Source organism: Paenibacillus baimaensis, from assembly GCF_025567575.1.
Genome location: NZ_JAOQIO010000077.1, coordinates 26533 through 44584, shown reverse-complemented (window position 1 = coordinate 44584; position 18052 = coordinate 26533). Strand labels below are relative to the sequence as shown.

The 18052-nt window shown below is 43.9% G+C and carries 12 protein-coding genes; 2 read left to right on the top strand and 10 right to left on the bottom strand.

Annotation, left to right across the window (positions count from 1 at the left end; all coding sequences use genetic code 11):
- Positions 1-127 precede the first annotated feature (127 nt).
- From OB236_RS18045 to OB236_RS18010, 8 genes are all read right to left on the bottom strand, one after another.
- A complete protein-coding gene (locus OB236_RS18045) occupies positions 128-979 on the bottom strand; it encodes a phytanoyl-CoA dioxygenase family protein (protein WP_262685262.1) in 852 nt (283 codons plus the stop codon).
- 397 nt (positions 980-1376) lie between these two features.
- Complete coding sequence (locus OB236_RS18040) at positions 1377-2381, bottom strand: copper amine oxidase N-terminal domain-containing protein (RefSeq protein ID WP_262685261.1); 1005 nt, start codon at positions 2379-2381, stop codon at positions 1377-1379.
- A gap of 440 nt (positions 2382-2821) precedes the next feature.
- The gene (locus OB236_RS18035) at positions 2822-3841 is read right to left on the bottom strand and encodes an ABC transporter substrate-binding protein (protein WP_262685260.1); all 1020 of its coding nucleotides are present in this window, start codon (positions 3839-3841) and stop codon (positions 2822-2824) included.
- A gap of 247 nt (positions 3842-4088) precedes the next feature.
- On the bottom strand, positions 4089-7949 hold the full coding sequence (locus OB236_RS18030) for an Ig-like domain-containing protein (RefSeq protein WP_262685259.1): 3861 nt from the start codon (positions 7947-7949) through the stop codon (positions 4089-4091).
- A gap of 94 nt (positions 7950-8043) precedes the next feature.
- Complete coding sequence (locus OB236_RS18025) at positions 8044-9705, bottom strand: extracellular solute-binding protein (RefSeq protein ID WP_262685258.1); 1662 nt, start codon at positions 9703-9705, stop codon at positions 8044-8046.
- A gap of 112 nt (positions 9706-9817) precedes the next feature.
- Positions 9818-10693: a carbohydrate ABC transporter permease gene (locus OB236_RS18020; RefSeq protein WP_262685257.1), complete on the bottom strand. Its 876-nt coding sequence runs from the start codon at positions 10691-10693 to the stop codon at positions 9818-9820.
- Between the two features lie 15 nt (positions 10694-10708).
- Complete coding sequence (locus OB236_RS18015; protein ID WP_076237617.1) at positions 10709-11629, bottom strand: ABC transporter permease; 921 nt, start codon at positions 11627-11629, stop codon at positions 10709-10711.
- A gap of 205 nt (positions 11630-11834) precedes the next feature.
- Positions 11835-14087, bottom strand: a complete 2253-nt coding sequence (locus OB236_RS18010) for a helix-turn-helix transcriptional regulator (protein ID WP_262685256.1) — start codon at positions 14085-14087, stop codon at positions 11835-11837.
- A 228-nt stretch (positions 14088-14315) separates the two neighbouring features.
- Between OB236_RS18010 and aspA the strand changes: the two genes are divergently transcribed.
- The gene (gene aspA / locus OB236_RS18005; RefSeq protein WP_262685255.1) at positions 14316-15740 is read left to right on the top strand and encodes an aspartate ammonia-lyase; all 1425 of its coding nucleotides are present in this window, start codon (positions 14316-14318) and stop codon (positions 15738-15740) included.
- 93 nt (positions 15741-15833) lie between these two features.
- On the opposite strand, the gene OB236_RS18000 is transcribed toward aspA, so the two are convergent.
- Entirely contained in the window at positions 15834-16136 is a 303-nt protein-coding gene (locus tag OB236_RS18000) for a Dabb family protein (protein ID WP_262685254.1), read from the bottom strand.
- Between the two features lie 111 nt (positions 16137-16247).
- On the opposite strand from OB236_RS18000, the gene OB236_RS17995 reads away from it, so the two are divergent.
- Positions 16248-17105: an AraC family transcriptional regulator gene (locus tag OB236_RS17995; protein ID WP_262685253.1), complete on the top strand. Its 858-nt coding sequence runs from the start codon at positions 16248-16250 to the stop codon at positions 17103-17105.
- 30 nt (positions 17106-17135) lie between these two features.
- Here the strand turns inward: OB236_RS17995 and OB236_RS17990 are convergent, their stop codons facing one another.
- Positions 17136-17894 carry a phytanoyl-CoA dioxygenase family protein gene (locus OB236_RS17990; RefSeq protein ID WP_076237623.1) on the bottom strand — a complete coding sequence of 253 codons (759 nt, stop codon included), beginning with the start codon at positions 17892-17894 and terminating at the stop codon, positions 17136-17138.
- Positions 17895-18052: the final 158 nt, after the last annotated feature.

The following is an 18052-nucleotide window of genomic DNA, read 5'->3' as shown; positions in this document are numbered from 1 at the left end:
GCTGCAAAAAGACGGATGCACGTTTGTCCGAGATTAACTGTAAGGATTACAAGCCCATGCCTTCCACAGTGACTGCAAAGCACTAAAATTTCCGGCCATACAGCGCACTTGTTTGTTCGCGGAACTTCTAGGAATCGATTGTTGCAGCGCCCTTGGACTGCTCAGGAGCATGCTCTCTTAACCAAACGCGCAGCGGCACATCGGCATCCGTTGGTGTGTAATAACCGTTTGCGTTCACGCAATCACCCAGAAGCTGGCGTTGGATCGGCGTGCATTGATCCCATAAACTTTGTACCGTCATATCATCCTTGGTTTTGATCCAGCGGTAGCCGTAGCCATAGAACAACACTTTACGAGTAATATCCGACCAGTTGGTGCTGGCGGCATGCCATAGTCTGCGGTCGAAGAATACAGCCGTTCCCGGCTTTACGCATACTGGAATTGCACCTGGGATTTGACCAACTGTCGGAATATCGATATCATCTGTCAAGTGGCTGTTCGGTACGATGTAGAAGTTACCGCGATCCGGCTCGGAGATATCCGACAGGAAGTAAGCTACTTTTAAAGAAAGACGCGGACGTGGGTGAGATTCGATCTCCTGGTTCACGCGGCCGCTGTCTTGATGCCATGGGAACGGTTTATCGTAATTTTTGGGCTGCCCTGTCGGCGGCGTTACAATCAGATGGCAATGATATAAGTAAATGTTCCAGCCCAGTATGCCCCATACCTTAGGAAGAACCTTTTCGTAATCGACCAGCTTCAAAAACTCAGGATGGTCCGGAATAAAGTTCGGGTGGAACAACGCTTTCGTTGGATCGTGACCGTTACTTACGCCTTCTTCATATATTCCATCGACGATCTCCGTCAACTTGGCAACGTGTTCTTCCGAAAGGACGTTCTCCAAAATCAAATAACCTGTCTCATCAAAAGTCTTACGCTCTTCCTCCGTCAGTCCGTACTGCAAGCATGATTTGTCCATGAATCGTTAGCCTCCATAATTTGGTTTATGATGCTGCCCCTCAGGCTCAACCCTCTTATCTGTGGTTAACCGGTGCTGCTGGGCTGATTTGATTATAGGGTCATCTCGTTACAGCATAAAACTGACAATTCATATGAATCCGGGCAGGACAATATTTGTCTAAACCACTTTTGCTATATAAACGCTGGTAGAATGGGGATAGTGAGGGCATTTAGGCCATAGTTATAAGGCGAATAACAATTATTGTCTAGCTAATGACGAATATTGTGTATAAAGCTTGAAGCCCCCTGCAGCCAAAAAACAGCTTCGCGCTTATGTACAATTGTGCTAATCTGAACGAACGTAAACGCAAAAAAATCCCCGCCATGTGATTGACGGGGGGAACTACTTGTACACATTATTTAATTCTGAATGCGATAAAGGAATTCTCATATTCCAAATTAGTGTCTCGTTTACGAAGAGTCAGAAGATTCTCTTGATTTTTATACACCGTAATCAAGATTTTACCGGAAACCTCATAAGACTTGGAGTCTCCAGGATTAACCTTAGGAAAATCGGTATATTTGTCTTTAAAGTTATTCATAATTGAACCATCAAAACCCGATTCTTGATAACCTATAATGCCTCCACCTTTACTGCCAAAAACCTTCGTACCCCAAATGTCCGGGAACATGGAAGACATATACTCATAGCCTGAATTTGAAGGATCAGAACCCTTATTAATAGTTAAATTTGATGCTTTAACCGTAACATCGACTAAAGCAAATTCTGTTAACGGATCGTCTGATGGTTTCTTAAAGCCTAATGCAGCTATTTCCTCCGGTGTAATAGGAGTCGTTCCATTTACTGTAACCGCATATGTACCAGAAGTAGAATCATTAATACCCTCCTTGTAATTATATAAATCGGTATAAGTGAACGTAGTACCCAGCGCAACCGGATCGGATACGCCTCCCTTATTTCCTGTTGGTGCCGAAGACGAACTTGTTGTCGGCTTTGCAGGTGCAGGAGTTGGTGCTGGCGTATCAGGCTTAACCGGTGTGGAAGGTGCTGCGGCGGGTTTTTTAGTGGTGTTATCCTTAACAGGTAATGCACCTGCATATTCAGTTGATACAACTACAGTACTCGTTGCTTCATTCCAACTCACATTCCCGCCCAATGCCTCTGCTAATGCTTTAGCCGGAACATAACTATGTCCGTTATAAATAATGGGGTCCATAGCTAATCCGTCGTCGTCGGTAAGATCAAGTATTTGTTTATTTACCTGAATCTTAATGGCTCCGTTTTGAATTGCAGTTATCTGTTTAGCCAAATTATCAGCGTAAACTAAAGCTCCCGTAGTACTTACCAATAATAAAACTAATACGATTGCAATTGCCTTCTTACCAAATAAATTACGCATTTACAAATCCACTTCCCTGAACATTAGTAGAGAATCTTAGGTGATTACCCTTTCTCCCCATATTAAAAAAGTGGTAATAGGATTCGAACCCATTTAACTTCCAAGACCACTCGATACAACTATCACCAAACCGCATTGTCCGTTTGTACGGCCTGAAATGATAGATTTTTTCCATATCCTCAAGTTGACCGACTCACATACATTTTACTATATTAACATAATTTTACACGAGGATATATATTTTGGATTCGTTTATATTTTTATTAGTATTGTTTATTATATATTTAGTTAATTTCCTTCATGCCATACCAAGAGGTAGCTATTTGGAACAACAAAAAGCCGGATCTAATGAGATCCGGCTTTCAATCCGCTACACGTCGCGTTTAACCCATTAAACTGTCTGTCAGCTAAGAGGTAATGTGGCTGTTATCCCATTGACGCTATTTCTTCAAGACGAATTTCTCCAAATCGGATAGCAGCGCATTAGCCGAAATGATACTGCCGGATGAATTCCAAATATCGTCGTTTACTTTAAACACGTTGCCTTTTTTGACAACATCCAAATTTTTCCACAATGGATCATTCGTCCATTCCTGCTCAACCGAGCTGGCTTCCTTTTTATCATTATCCCAAGTGTAATAGAACAAAATATCGCCTTCCATGTCCGGAATCCGTTCCTTGTTGATATCATCGGCGAATTTATCCTGATTCTGTACAGCCGGACGTTGGAAGCCAATCTTCTGCATCATGAACCCGGCGAATGTATCATTAAAATAAATCCGTGTCTTGCCCGGAATAAAACGGACCAGAGACACTTTCATCTTCAAGCTGTCACCCGCTTTGGTCTTGAAGTCTGCAATACGTTGGTCCAGCTTGCTGAGTAATTGATCACCCTGATCCTTCTTGTTCAAGGCTTCGGCATATAATTTAAAGTTTTTCTGCCAGTCTGCATTAATTTTCTCGGAATATATAGTAGGGGCAATCGCAGACAACTGAGCGTACACCTTCTCCTGACGAAGCTTGTTACCGATAATCAGATCCGGCTTCAAGGTTGCGATCACTTCCAGGTTCGGCTGGTTCTCGTCACCAACAACAGTTACACCCTCTAAATCCTTCTTAATATGATCATAAAAAGGAGTTCCCGACCATGATTTGACAGCGCCAACAGGCTTAATGCCTAAAGAAAGCAGCACTTCGGTTCCTTCATTCGTCAGAACGACAATCTTCGTAGGGTTGCCCGTAATCTTGGTTTCGCCCATCGCATGCTTGACGGTGTACGATTCAGCAGGCTTAGGTGCCGGTGCTGGCGTCGATGGCTGTGCTGTTCCACCAGTTGAACCTTCTTTGCTAGCCGTCGGAGTCGACTGGCCGCAGCCGGATAATACGAGCGCAGCGCTTAGCAGACTGGCTACCAATAATGTTGATGGTTTCTTGAAGCGTTGTAAATTTGTAAAAAACAATGAAGTTCTCCCCTTTATTTATGATAATGACAATCATTATCAAATGATACTTGGAATGATGGGGCAAGTCAATATCGCGGGCCTTCCAAATAGATAATTCTGCTTGGATTGTCACAAGGTGCACTTTCATAAAAAAGACGCAAGACTGAACCCGTAAAGGTCAAGCTTCGCGTCTTCAGTTCTTTATATAAGGATGGAATGAACATCAGTCCATAATCATTATCAATTCGTGCTTATAAACTTTACATCATGATCTCGCTTCGAGCGCCGATACCCTGCGCTGTCCAGCAGGTATGGCTGTTGCCTTGTCAATCTCAGGGACAGACTCTCCTGTGTGTCCATCCGGCTGGAGTGGCGAAACGGACGCAGTCGTAACGGGTGTCGTATGATCTACCGTTATCGCAATGCTGCCGACAAAGGGACCGTACGATGCTTGAATGATCGCGCTGCCTTCTTTGATCGCCTTCACTGTACCATAAGTATCCACGGTTACGGTCGATGAATCGGATGAATTCCAAGCAACTTTGCCAGATAAATCTACAAACCCGCTTGCTGTCAGTCCGTGAGCACCCAAAGTCTGTGTTTGTCCCTCCGTCATACTCGTTTGAACTGCTTCAACAGCTATCCCATTCAACATCCACACTTTCCCATATTGCGCCGGATTTTTATCACTGCCAATCCCACCGCTCCACTCAAGCCATCCAAGCCGGCCGCTGCCGTTATTGTCGTTGACCAGCACAGACAATCGAAGTGGACTTTTCGGATCATGTACATAAGGATACAATTCAGAAGAATTCACATGGATATAATAAACCGTTTCATTCGGGACCGTTTGATCTACCTTTAAAGACGCGTATTGTGCTACACTATTACCCGGTGTCCAATTTGTTGGCAAATTACCGCCAACATAAGGCACCAATTGTTTATAAAGCACGGGTCCCTGTGGTGTCAAGGCTGCTTGAAATTCCACCTGATCTCCCGTAAATCCCTGTCCAAACGTATCAATCGCGAACTGTACGCTGTCTCCTTTCCAGAAGCTGCCGAGTGGATTATCCTGAACAAATGTCCCATCCTTCACACGAACGATAAGGTCTAGTCCGTTATCCGAATACCCCGCTGCAAACGAAACGTCAAAATCCTCCGGCTTCGTCGACTGGGCAGCTGCTTTATAAGCCCAACTATCGGTAGTCCAAACAGTATTGTCAGCGACTTCTAATGTGGTAGGATTGAACAGTTCTCCACTCGTACCCTTCGACTCAGGGACAACTATATGATTCGTATTACGGTCGAAATCCGAGATCAAAAACGGCTCTGAGACTGGCAGTGCGGCTAGTACTGCGCTGTCTGCATTACTTATCCAATATACCTTGCCAGGATGTAAGTTCAGTGTGCTATTGGCACTTTGCGTCTTGCCCTCCCAGTCCGTAACAAGGGTCTCACCAGTGAAAGCAGCAGCTAGACGCGTATCGATTGGAGCTGCTGAGGATGCTTCAGACCACAAACCTACGAGCCGGTTTCCGTCATTGTCAAGTACAACTGCTTTTTGTCCGTTCCCAAGAACGTACTCCGCTTTATAAACGAGGGATTGGCCTGCAAGATCGAGAAAATGATGGGCTACTGACGCTGCGAGCCTTGGCTCCATCCGCGGCTTGGATCGGAATAAACCCGATGCGTGCGTAACATTACCGGTACTCTTTGCATAAGATAACGTTTCCATCTCCGATAAATTCAACATATGAAAAAAGGCAATTTTTTGTGTCCCCCATTTGAGCTGTGACAGGAAGTCAACGATCATGCGCTTGGCAACCTCATATTCCGTAGGCACTGTGCCTGTTACCGAGTTCGAATTGACCAGAATCGCATGACTCTCCGAATCCACCCATGGCTTGGAGGGGATGCCGAACGTTTGATCTACACGTTCGAATTCGCGCGGATCGGGCTGGTAACCATGCAGCGCAAGCTTATCGAAATAGGATGCTCCTCCCAAACTGAGCAATTCTTTATAAAAAGACAAATAGTTGCGCCCAGCGAGTCCGCCAATCCATACATCTGAATCCGGCTGCTCCGTTTTGATTGTCTGATACGCCGTTTTCAACAGCTCCACGAATCGTTCCGTCGTATCCAACCAAAACACACTCAACCCCGGCAAGTTTGGCTCATTCCATACTTCCCACGACTTAATCTGTGTATTGTACCGGGTAACAACGGCACGAACAAAATCTTCCCAGTCCTTCATATCCACAGGAGCATAAGCGGAATATGCCGGGACACTTATATTCGCCTGCGTTTGCTCAGGATGTGGAGACGCCCACTGCGGCGTGTATAACAGATTTCCAGTCAGATCGAAGCCGTAACTTGACAGCTTGTTGATTTGGTCATCGAATTTCGACCAATCATAAACACCGCGGGATGGTTCAATCGCCCAGCTCGTATCGCGGAACTGCGTTCCCCATGGCACGGCATGGATTCGCGCAAAGCGAAATCCCACTAAATCAGCCAGTTTCATGGCATTCTCGCCTTCTGAGAGCTGGTAGCTAAAGCCCATGACCGGCCATCTTTGCGATACTGGTTTAGTTGGACCCTGATTTACAACCAATGAATACCGCTCACGCGAAAAAGTAGTAAGATCGGTCTGTGAATACGTATATTTGACGGGCAGATCTGTTAAATCGGTACTACCGTTCTGTTGATATGCAAAAGCAATTTCGTAATACCCCGGCTCCGTAGGCGTCCAGCTCCAGCCTTGATCGAGAAACGTCTGTCTCAACACAGGCACTTGTGCGATCCATTCATTATCAGAATTGTAAACGCTGCCAATTACAGTTTTGACCGAGCTCGGTACTGCTCCGGCATTCAATTGATACGTTACGGTATCCCCCAAATTCCACCAGCTAGCAAATTTATTGGATTTCAGCGTAAAAACAACCGGTCCCAACGATTGGTTCGAAGCTTCCGCCAACACATCATCGTAATAAAGCTTACCGCTTGCTGGTATCGCAGTATCTACACGGGTGGTCGTCAAATTCAGCACAAGCGTGTTGGTACCCGCCGGAAATTGGCTGCGATCAACGGTAAACGACACTTCCGTCCAATCCGCAAGCGACAACCCCTCCGACTGATCCGTCGTGTAGGATCCTAAAAATGTCCCGTTGTTCTGGAAGGAAACCCAAAATCGTGGTTTATTTCCCGAATAATCTTGTGACGCCTTCAACTTGGCAGTAATTCGAAACGATGTCATATTCGAAGGGAGCGTTATGGGACTCGACACCCATCCCGCGTATCCATTGCTGACACTGTCGATATACACCGAGTGCAAACCGCTGTTTTTTTCATTCTCTGTATAATTCGCTGCAGATATCGGTGGAGTGTTCGCGGTTCCGTTCCACCACCACGTCTTCCAATCTTTCGGACTGTATACACCGCTCGTTACTGTCAACGTTTCAAATCCCGGATTCGAGACCGGCAACTGCTGTACAACCGGAATCGGTTCATCTGATGCTTCCACCATCACATCATCATAGTAAATTTTGCCGTTTGCTAATATCTCTGTATTCATGCTGGTTGTCGATAAGTTCAGCACAAGTGTGTTGGTACCTTCCGGGAATTGGCTGCGATCGACGGTAAAGGAAACCTCCGTCCAATCCGCAAGTGACACCCCCTCCGTCTGATCCGTCGTGTAGGATCCCAGAAACGTCCCGTTGTTCTGGAAGGAAACCCATAAACGCGGTTTATTTCCCGAATAATCTGGCGATGTTTTCAGTTTGGCAGTAATTCGAAACGATATCATACTCGAAGGAAGCGTGATAGGATTCGATACCCATCCCGCGTATCCCGTGCTGACACTGTTGATAAATACGGAGCGCTGGCCGCTGCTTTTGTCATCCTCCGTATAACTCGCTGCCGATATCGACGGATTGTTTACGGGCCCGCTCCACCACCATGTCTTCCAATCTTTCGGACTGTAGACACCGTTCGTTACAGTCAACGTTTCAAATCCAGGGTTCGAGACCGGCAACTTCTGTATAACCGCCGCATGAGCCGCATGTGCTCCAATGACCATAAGAAAGAATAAACCCAAAGCACAAATAAATGTCTTATATTTCCCCATTAATAACCCTCCCTCGTATTCCTGCAAGGATAAAGTACAGCTGAGGACCGCTGATTGGTATAGAGGCCCCCATCCTTTGTTAAATGTGTGCAGCTTATTTCTTCATTTGTGCTTGCTTGGCAACGGTTTCCCACAAATCTTTCATCATGAAACTGCTGTCTTTGCTGTTTTTATACCACCCGATGATGAAATCGTCCATTTGCTTGCCACCCGCTTTATCCCATTCGGTCAAAACATCCTTGTAGGCTTGATCAGCAGAATATTTATCCCCGCTTAAAACTGATTTCAACCACGTATCGGTAATTTGCTTTTTGGCCGTGTTAAATGACGTTTGCATATCCTTCGGGAAAGCTGGTATAAGTTCTTGTAGGGTAACGAAACGGTATTTTTTAGACGAATCTAGATATAAGGACTCGGCTTTGTTGAACATGTCCAGTCCGGCTTTTTGTTCTGGAATGTCAGTATTGTATTGATTTTCAAAAAACGAACACTTGCCGAGCAGCAAACGGGAATAGGATTGCGCATAGTCTCCTGCCCAGCTAACCTCGGTTTTACTTTTATTCGGATCAATATTTTGCGGACATCCGTTTACATCATTCTTATAGTGAGAGCCTTCCATTCCAAAAAGCAGAGCGGTTCCAGTCGAAATACGATCCATAAAGTCGATATATTTAATCGCTGCAACCGGGTCCTTTGTTTTTGCATTGATCGCGGTTGTCATTTGCACTGGACTTTGTACGTCCGGAATAAATTCACCTACTGGACTTTTTGGTAATGCTATAGGGATCACATCAGCATCTGGGACAGCCTTTTTCAAGGTTTGTATGTCGGTTACTGTCGAGTCGAACCAGCTTCCAACAAAAGTTGGGAAAATGCCCATCTTACCATTTAAAAAGTCTTGTTTGGCCTTTGCCCCATTTTTGTCATTCACGAAGTCTTTATCGATTAGCCCCTCATCAAACAAGCGTTTTTTAAACTCGGTCGCCAATTTCGCATTTTCAAATGCACGGCTCGGTTGATCGTTGACAAGACCATACAGCTCAACAGGGTTCCCGAACATCATATCGATCACATACTCGGAACGATAACTCATTGCCATTCCGTATGTGTCCTTCTTTCCGTTGCCGTCAGGGTCCTGCTCTGCAAATGCTTTTGCTACTTTATACAAATCCTCGGTCGTTTTCGGAACGTCCAGATTCAATTTCTTCAACCAATCTGCGCGGATAAAGATCGCATAACTTGGAAATGATTCCAGCACCCGTCCAATTTTGTACATATTCCCGTCAGGACTGGTCGCTACTTTCTTCAATGCGGGGTAATCCTGAAGAACCTTCTTGTATTCCACACTGTTCTTCTCGATCAGATCGTTTAGCGGCATAAGCTGCTTCTGATCGATAAGCGGATTTATGATATTTGGATCAAACTCGTTAATAATGTCAGGCGCCAATCCCGAAGCAAACAGTACATTGAATTTTTGGGCAGCATCATTGCGCGGGATTGGCACATATTTCACATTCGCAGGACCGTTTTCATTAATAAACTTGGTCCAACGGTTATTTTCTAAGGTTCCTTCTGCAGCGGGAATATTTCCGCGGTCATACACTGATACGGATATATCCCCTTTCTTGACTGGAGTTGTTGATGTTGTTGAAGCATCAGAGGAAATCGGTTGTTCTGTAGCTTTCGTATTGCATGCTGTTAGAACCATTAAAATTGATAATGACATAGTAAGTGATGTCGCAAACCATTTTTTCATGTTGGATAAACCCCTTTTAAATTCGTTATTTGTTTGCTTAAGCTTAGCTCATCGGATCTTTGGGAGCCACATTTCCCTTTGTAACCCACCTCCCCATCGCCCTCATGCTTTCTTATCCTTTCACAGAACCGAGCATAACGCCTTTGACAAAGTATTTTTGCAAAAATGGATACACCACCAACATCGGGGTAATCATGACAATCACGCCCGCAGCTTTAATGCCTTCCTCCACTACATGAACCTGATCGTCAGGCTGCACCATCATCGTTTGCTGCAGGACGCTCTGGCTTTGAATCATTTGCTGTACAAGTACGGTTAAGTTGTGCTTATCGGTATCGTTGATGTAAATCAGCATACTCATAAAAATATTCCAGAACGCAACACCATAAAAAAGCGTTAATGTCGCGATAACAGGCATAGAAATGGGCAATACAACTTGAAGTAAAAGACGTACTTCACTGCAGCCATCCATTCGCGCCGCATCATCAATTTCAGACGGGATATTCTCGAAGTACGTGCGTAACAGCAGCATGTTATACGTACTTACTAAACCAGGTAACCAAAGAGCCCAATAGGAGTTAACCAGCCCCAAACTTTGGATAACCAGGAAAGTAGGAATAATGCCTCCCGAAAAGATCATCGTAAAGATCATTGAAAGTGTAAAGAAACGTCGTGCATAAAAGTTGGGACGCGATAAGGGATATGCGGCCATAATTGTGGTTAGCATGCATAACGAAACACCTACGAACGTGATCACAACACTGTTGTTGAATGATTTGACGAGCGGTGTTCCCTTGATCAAAACATTAAACGTATCCCATGTGAAGTCGATGGGCAACAGATTTACTTTCCCGGTTTCGATGGCAGACGAACTGCTAATGGAAAGTGCAATCAAATGAAGAAGTGGAAACAGGCTTGAACAAGCAATTAAGGTTAATACCAAATAGTTTATGGTGTAAAAAACTCTATCTCCATAGGATGCACGCATCTCGATTCCTCCTTTCTAAAATAGACCCTTTTGAAAGCGACGGGCAATCCAATTGACAGAGAGCAGCAGAATTAAAGCAATCATAGATTCAAACATTCCCATTGCTGTAGTTAAGCTAAATTGCGCGCCTTGCAGTCCAACGCGATAAATATACGTGCTGATTACATCCGAAACGTCGTTCACCGCAGCATTTTGTAAGACGTAAATGGGGTCAAATCCGACTTCCATCACACGCCCCATAGAAAGAATAAAGAGCAAAATGATGGTCGGCGCAATTCCGGGAATCGTAATATGAATCATCTGTTTCCATTTATTAGCGCCATCCATGCTTGCTGACTCATACAGTGACGGGTCGATAGTCGTCATTGCTGCCAAATAGATGATCGCATTAAAGCCCATATCCTTCCATATCCCTGCACCCACAAAGATCGTGATCCAGGATTTGATATTATATAAGAATGGAAACGGTTCACCCTTAAAAAGGATAATCCAATGGTTTAACCAGCTTCCTTCGATTCCAAAAATACTAAAGACGATCCCACCGACGATAATCCATGAATAAAAGTAAGGTAGATAAACGAGCGTTTGAACGATCTTCTTGAACCACATTTTTCTCACTTCATTCAAAAGAATAGCTAATAGGATCGGAAACGGAAACCCCACGAAAATATTCAGACTGCTAAGTAGAAGCGTGTTTCGGATAATTTTTAACGAATTTGTGTTATTGAACAACTTTTGAAAATTTTCTAATCCAACCCAAGGACTGTGAAACACCCCATCAAAAAAGTTATAATCCTTAAAAGCGATGATCAGTCCAACCATTGGCGCGTATTTGAAGATTAAGTAAAATAAAATGACGGGTATGAACATAAGGAGAAGTGGAATATTCTCCCTTAATCTCTTCGTGTCGATTCCCCTTCGGTCTATTGCTTTCATGTAACTCCCTCTTTCTTTGTAGTAACCTGCGATCCAACTGTACAACTGAAAGGTGAGGTAAAACAATCGCTCATTTTCCCCCGATCAACAAAATTCTCAAATAAAAAAGAACCGTCATCCCTGGCTTTTTCTCCAGTGAATTACGATTCTATGGCAATCCAAATCCTATTAATCAACAAAAAACACCAATCAACAAAGTTCTCCACTATAGATTCATATGAGTAGTCTTGCGAAAGTCTCCTGGTGTTTGACCTACCAGCTTTTTGAATGATCGAATAAACGTGTTTGGATGCAAATATCCGATTCTGACCGTAATCTCTTGTATGGAATAATCGCTATGAACCAGAAGTTCTTTAGCGTGTTCCGTACGAATTCGGGTCAAATAATCAATAAAATTTTCTCCAATTTCTTCTTTAAACGTTCGACTGATCTGTTTCATATGCACATGAAACACATCACTTAAATGAAGCAATGATAAATCCGGATTCTTGTAATGTTCCTCCATATACAATTTAATTTTACGAATCAGCATATAATTGCTGCTCATCTCACGCAACGTCGCCACGGCTTCCGTAGTTTCTGTAAGAACGCTTCTCAACATATGCTGCAGTTCGTCCAAGGAGTCCCACTCGTCTACCGCTTTTTGCAGTTTATCCTGCACGGCGTTTGTCCATATTTTTTGCACATCCGCAGGTAGGTCCGTAAACTCCTTTTGAAGAAAAAATATCATGTAGTTCATGAGATTGTCCAATTCCTTGCGCGCATACAGACCCGCTCGGATACCATCGAAAAATTGTGTGAGGCTGCCCTGCCAATCTCCTTCTCCCGTTCGTAATGAAAAGGCAATCGCGCGGATATATTCGAGCAGATCGAGCGACTGTTGCTTACCCTCAGGCTCAATCTGCCAATAACAAATCACGCTATCCTCACCCAGTGAAGGTTTGTATTGAAGTGCTTCCAAGGCTTCGACATAGGCATAATGTACAAGCTCTATGCGATCGACTCCTGATCCTATGCCGATCGTAATATTGAAATCAAGGTAGGTCTTCACCCATTGCATCATGTCATTCGCAATATCACTCACGATCTGCTCGGAGTTTCTTTCCGACGTAACTCTCGGAATCTGGTGCAGCAGGGTCAATTGATTGTTGGACGTCCATTCGGTCCATATTGTCACATTTCGCGTGGTCGCAATTTCCATTACTACACTAGATAAAACGAATTTAAGCAAATTTTGATCGTGATGTGAATATAGACTGGTGAATTTACTGTATTTATTAATTTCGAGCACGCTAACACATAACGAGACAAAATCGCAAGGCATTCTGAGATTCTCCATCTCCCGTTGCCATTCTTCATACTTCAAGGGGCGATTACCTTCAATCCATTCAAAAAAGAAATGCTTTCGCTTAAAAATCAAATCTTCCTCAAGCTGCTTCTGATAGGCATTTGACTGCTCCATCAAATTCAGCAAGGCGGTATCAATGAACTTGAATTCATCTTGATTGCCTTTACGGAACAATTCGGCGCTTTTTTGCTGGGAAAATAGTTGAATACGCTCGATGATCGTTTGTACAGGTTTATAGTTCCGTCGGGTAACCAGAACGATCCATAAAACGCCGATAAAAAAGAAAATTATACAAACGAATATCCAATATTTGGAGATCGCGGAGACAAGGCGAAACAAATTACCATTCGCCACACTGCTGGAAATGGTCCATTCGGAATAACTGGAGTGCAGTTCTGTCATTAGGGAATCGTTTCCATGAATATCACGATAAATAGGCGTACCCTCACGGTCATAAAGGCTGAGATGGTTGGAATTTTCCGTCGTCAATGTTTGAACAAAGCGGGCAACCGCTTGAAGCTGCACATTAACAATGACTAGACCGTCATTTCCGGAATTTAATGGGACATATCGCACTAACGATACGAATTCGGAAGGTTCACCTTGCTCCGTGTAACCTTTCCGGACATTTGTCCAAAGAGGATTCAGCCCAGATTGCTTCAATGCTTCTGCAATCAATTGGTTATCGTTAAATGCAGCCAGCTTGGAAACGGAGTATGGCGTCTGCACCGTATCGTCCGATAGCCTGTATAAATAGATCGAATCGATAAGAGGCATTGTTGCCATAAGACTTTTCACTTTTAAAGATGACAAATAGCCCGAATAATATCGATCATCGCGCAAGGCAGGATTAAAAAAACCCAATAGCGTATCATCACTGGCGATCTCATTCGTGATTGTGTTATCGATCAACTGCATCTGATTGTCAACAGATTGGAGCATTTGCTTCGTGAAAATTTTATTCGATTCGACTGCGGTTTTTCGAGACAATTCACTGAATGCCATCAACAGGATAAACATGAGGAGAGGTACAATAAAAAGAAAAATCGTTACATAGGAAAACAGGAGACGACGAAACCATGTCTTGTTCAGCGAGATATTCTTTATCATCGTGTACTCTCCCTTTCTAAAAAATATTAGTTATGATTCACGCTTTATCCCTATGCTTGATCTCCCGCTCATTATGGTACCAAAGAAATTGGGTAAAATCCATTACTTACCTGGCAGTAAGGCGAATCGATTTGAAATATGTAACAACGATTTTCCGTACATTGCACAAAATAATGATAACTGTTACATTCATAGTAGGTTTCTTCATACAAACAGGAGGCTATTACAATGTCACAAGAGCAAGTTCGGATCGAAAAGGATTTTCTGGGTTCACGCGAAGTACCAGCAGATGTCTATTATGGAATCCAAACCTTACGTGCAGTGGATAATTTCCCCATAACCGGTTACCGTATTCATGAAGAACTCATTAAAGCTATGGCTATTGTTAAGAAATCCGCCGCGCTTGCCAATATGGAAATGAAGCAATTGAACGCAAGACTTGGCGAGGTCATCGTTAGGGCTGCTGATGAAATCCTGTCAGGACAGTGGCATGATCAATTTATAGTTGATCCCATTCAAGGCGGAGCAGGAACCTCCATCAATATGAACACCAATGAGGTTATTGCAAATCGCGCATTAGAGCTGCTTGGCGAAACCAAAGGTGATTATTTTAAATTAAGTCCAAATACGCACGTGAACATGGCACAATCCACGAATGATGCTTTTCCCACAGCCATCCATATCGCGGCTCTGTCTTTAATTAATCAATTGTTGACCACGATGGAGCAATTAAAAGTAACGTTTGAAACCAAAGCCGTAGAATTTGACAGTGTGATCAAAATGGGACGCACGCATCTTCAGGACGCGGTTCCGATTCGTCTCGGTCAAGAATTTGCTGCTTACAGCAAGGTTCTGGGAAGGGATATTAAACGGATTGGACAAACGAAGGAGCATTTATACGAGGTTAATATGGGTGCAACCGCAGTGGGGACTGGCCTTAATGCCGATCCACGTTATATTACAAGGTGCGCCGAGCTTCTGGCCGAAATAAGCGGCTTTCCCTTACAATCAGCTGAGCACTTAATTGATGCAACACAAAATACAGATTCCTATACAGAGGTATCTGCTGCGCTCAAAATTTGCATGATCAACATGTCCAAAATCGCCAATGATCTCCGCCTGATGGCATCTGGACCTCGTGCTGGTCTTGGTGAAATATCTCTTCCAGCCCGACAACCAGGCTCCTCCATCATGCCAGGCAAGGTCAATCCTGTCATGTGTGAGGTTGTGAACCAGGTTGCTTTCCAGGTAATAGGTAATGATCACACGATTTGCCTGGCATCTGAAGCAGGACAATTGGAGCTCAATGTGATGGAGCCGGTGCTTGTTTTTAACCTGCTGCAATCCTTAAGCATCATGAATCAGGCGCTGAAGGTGTTTAGAACATATTGTATCGAAGGCATCGAAGCCAACATCGAGATCTGCAAGCAGTATGTGGAGAAAAGCGTCGGTATTATGACCGCTCTGAATCCGCATCTTGGATATGAAGTATCAGCCCGAATTGCACGCGAAGCTATCTTAACAGGCAAATCCGTTCGTGATTTGTGCCTGCTGTATAATGTGCTGTCGGAAGAGGACCTCAATACGATCCTCGATCCTTTTGAAATGACCAATCCGGGAATTGCCGGGGCTTCCTTGCTCCTGTCGCAGTGATCCCAGCATACACAAAAAGTGATGGTTTCCGAGTGGAATCATCACTTTTTATTTTGGAAAAACTATGCACAATGACTGTATTTATTCCAAATATTAGGATATCTGATAATCAATCACAATAACACTTTCAATAATGCCATCCAATAATTGGACGAATTGCTGGTGCACGGGATGCGGTCCATACTGCTGCAAAGACTGCTTATCCTCAAATGTGACGCGAAGTCCCAATGTGTAACCGCGAATATTATCGGTTTCTTCGGTCACATTCACACCCGCTGTCATATCAACAACCCCCGGAATCCGACCTTTAAAGGACAACAGACTCTCCAAAAGCTGTTTTTCGTGCTCCGGTTTGTAGTTCTCGTTAAATTTAAAAGCTACGATATGCTCATACATGAACGATTCTCTCCTTTAACCCTCATTACGTGACTATAAAATCATACCATAATCCTAAGATTTGTAATAAACTTATCTTATTATTAAAGTAAATTCGGAAGGTTCGATGCTATGGATCAGCCCAGCTCCTTCATGATGACAGAAGCCTTTTCCATTGATTACACCGATAGTGGAAAGGAAAGCCGCAAACCGCTTGAGCATTTTCATGATTCTTATGAGCTCGCTTTTTTCATTCGGGCCGATATCGATATTTTTGTTAAAGATACGAAATATCGTATTCAGGATGGAGATCTGCTGCTGATCAATGCCTACGATTTGCATCGCATCTTCTATAATCCGAATCATGAATATACCCGTTATGTGATTCAGTTCAAAGAAAGCTTTATTAATGAGCTTACCCAAACACTTCAGCTCGGGCAGTTGATTCATAAGCTCCAGCACCAACAAAATAAAAAAATCAGTCTGACGATCAAACAGCGAGTCAAATTGGAAGAAATTTTCCGCAATATCGTGAACCTTCGCAAAAAGCTGCAATTTCGCCATGACGACTTCACGCTGGAGCCGGCGCTAAAGCTGCACTTGCTTTTGCTGCTAATGGAATACGACAAATTAAGCGACTTGCGGCGCAATCTGCGTAAATTGAACCCCACAGAGAATCAGGTGCATGACATCATCCGGTATATCGACGAGCATTATGATGAAGCTATACAGTTGGATGATCTGACAGCCCAATTTGGAAAAAGCAAATATTATATCAGTCATTTATTCCGTGAGGTGACCCGGTTTACGTTTGTCGAATATGTGCAGTATCGCAGGGTGATCGAGGCCCAAAAAAAGCTGCTGCAAACCGACAAGTCTATCATAGACATTGGTATGGAATGCGGTTTTCAAAGTTTGCAGCACTTTTATAGAGTTTTTAAGAAAATATCCAAACAAACACCCGCCGCTTACCGTAAGGAAAATAAATAATGAATTTCGTTATTCAGCTCGCAACGAATCTCAGTCCATGACAACGGTAAACTGCTTGCCCATAGCGGAAACGGTATTGGCATCCATATAGCATACACTAAAAGCACGACGGGATTGCTCGCTTGAATTTCCTTCAGATCCGTGAACGGTCCAGTTATGAAGGAGTACGGCTTCGCCGGGCTCAAGCTCCAAATGAACGGGCTCCCCGTTTTCCACCAGCTGGCTGACCTGATCCGAAGTGATGAAGCCGGAAGGGTCCGCCGGGTTGATTAATTGATGCTGAGTTTTGGGGAATATCTTCACACACCCATTCTCTATGGTTGCCGGGTCCAATGCGGTCCATACCGTAACCAATGGGTCTCGATCCAGATCGGTCCAACGATCCTGATGATAGGCCAGAACCGAGCCGTGACGCGCTGGTTTATTCATGAACATAGCACGAAAGCAGGAAATGCGCGTATCCTTCCCATACACCTTATCACATATTTCGCGAAACAACGGTTTTTGCAAATAGGTTAAGAACATGGAATCGAACTCCAGATTTTCTATCTTCCGATAGTTCAATGTGGAGCCTTTAAAGCCGAGTGTCTGACTGGATTGCTCATGCCCCTCACCGGCCTCACGCTGCATCATCAAACGATCGTAATCGCAGCCAGCTTTGCCCAGCATAATATAATCGATCTGCTGAGAAAGCGCGGCCAGTTCAAGCTCCGTAAGTACTTTGCCCAATTTAAGATACCCCTGCTCTTCAAACGTTTGCCATTGTTCATCAGTTAAAGTAACATCCATATTATTCCATTCTCCTTTAACAATAAGTTAGTTCTGCTTGCATACTTCTTATTGTAAAGGTCCATGCATCAACTATCTTCGCCAATCTTGTGCGCGGCGCGTAATTAACTTATCTTGTCATCAGACAAACAGGACTATCCTCTCAGCCACGAATTCAG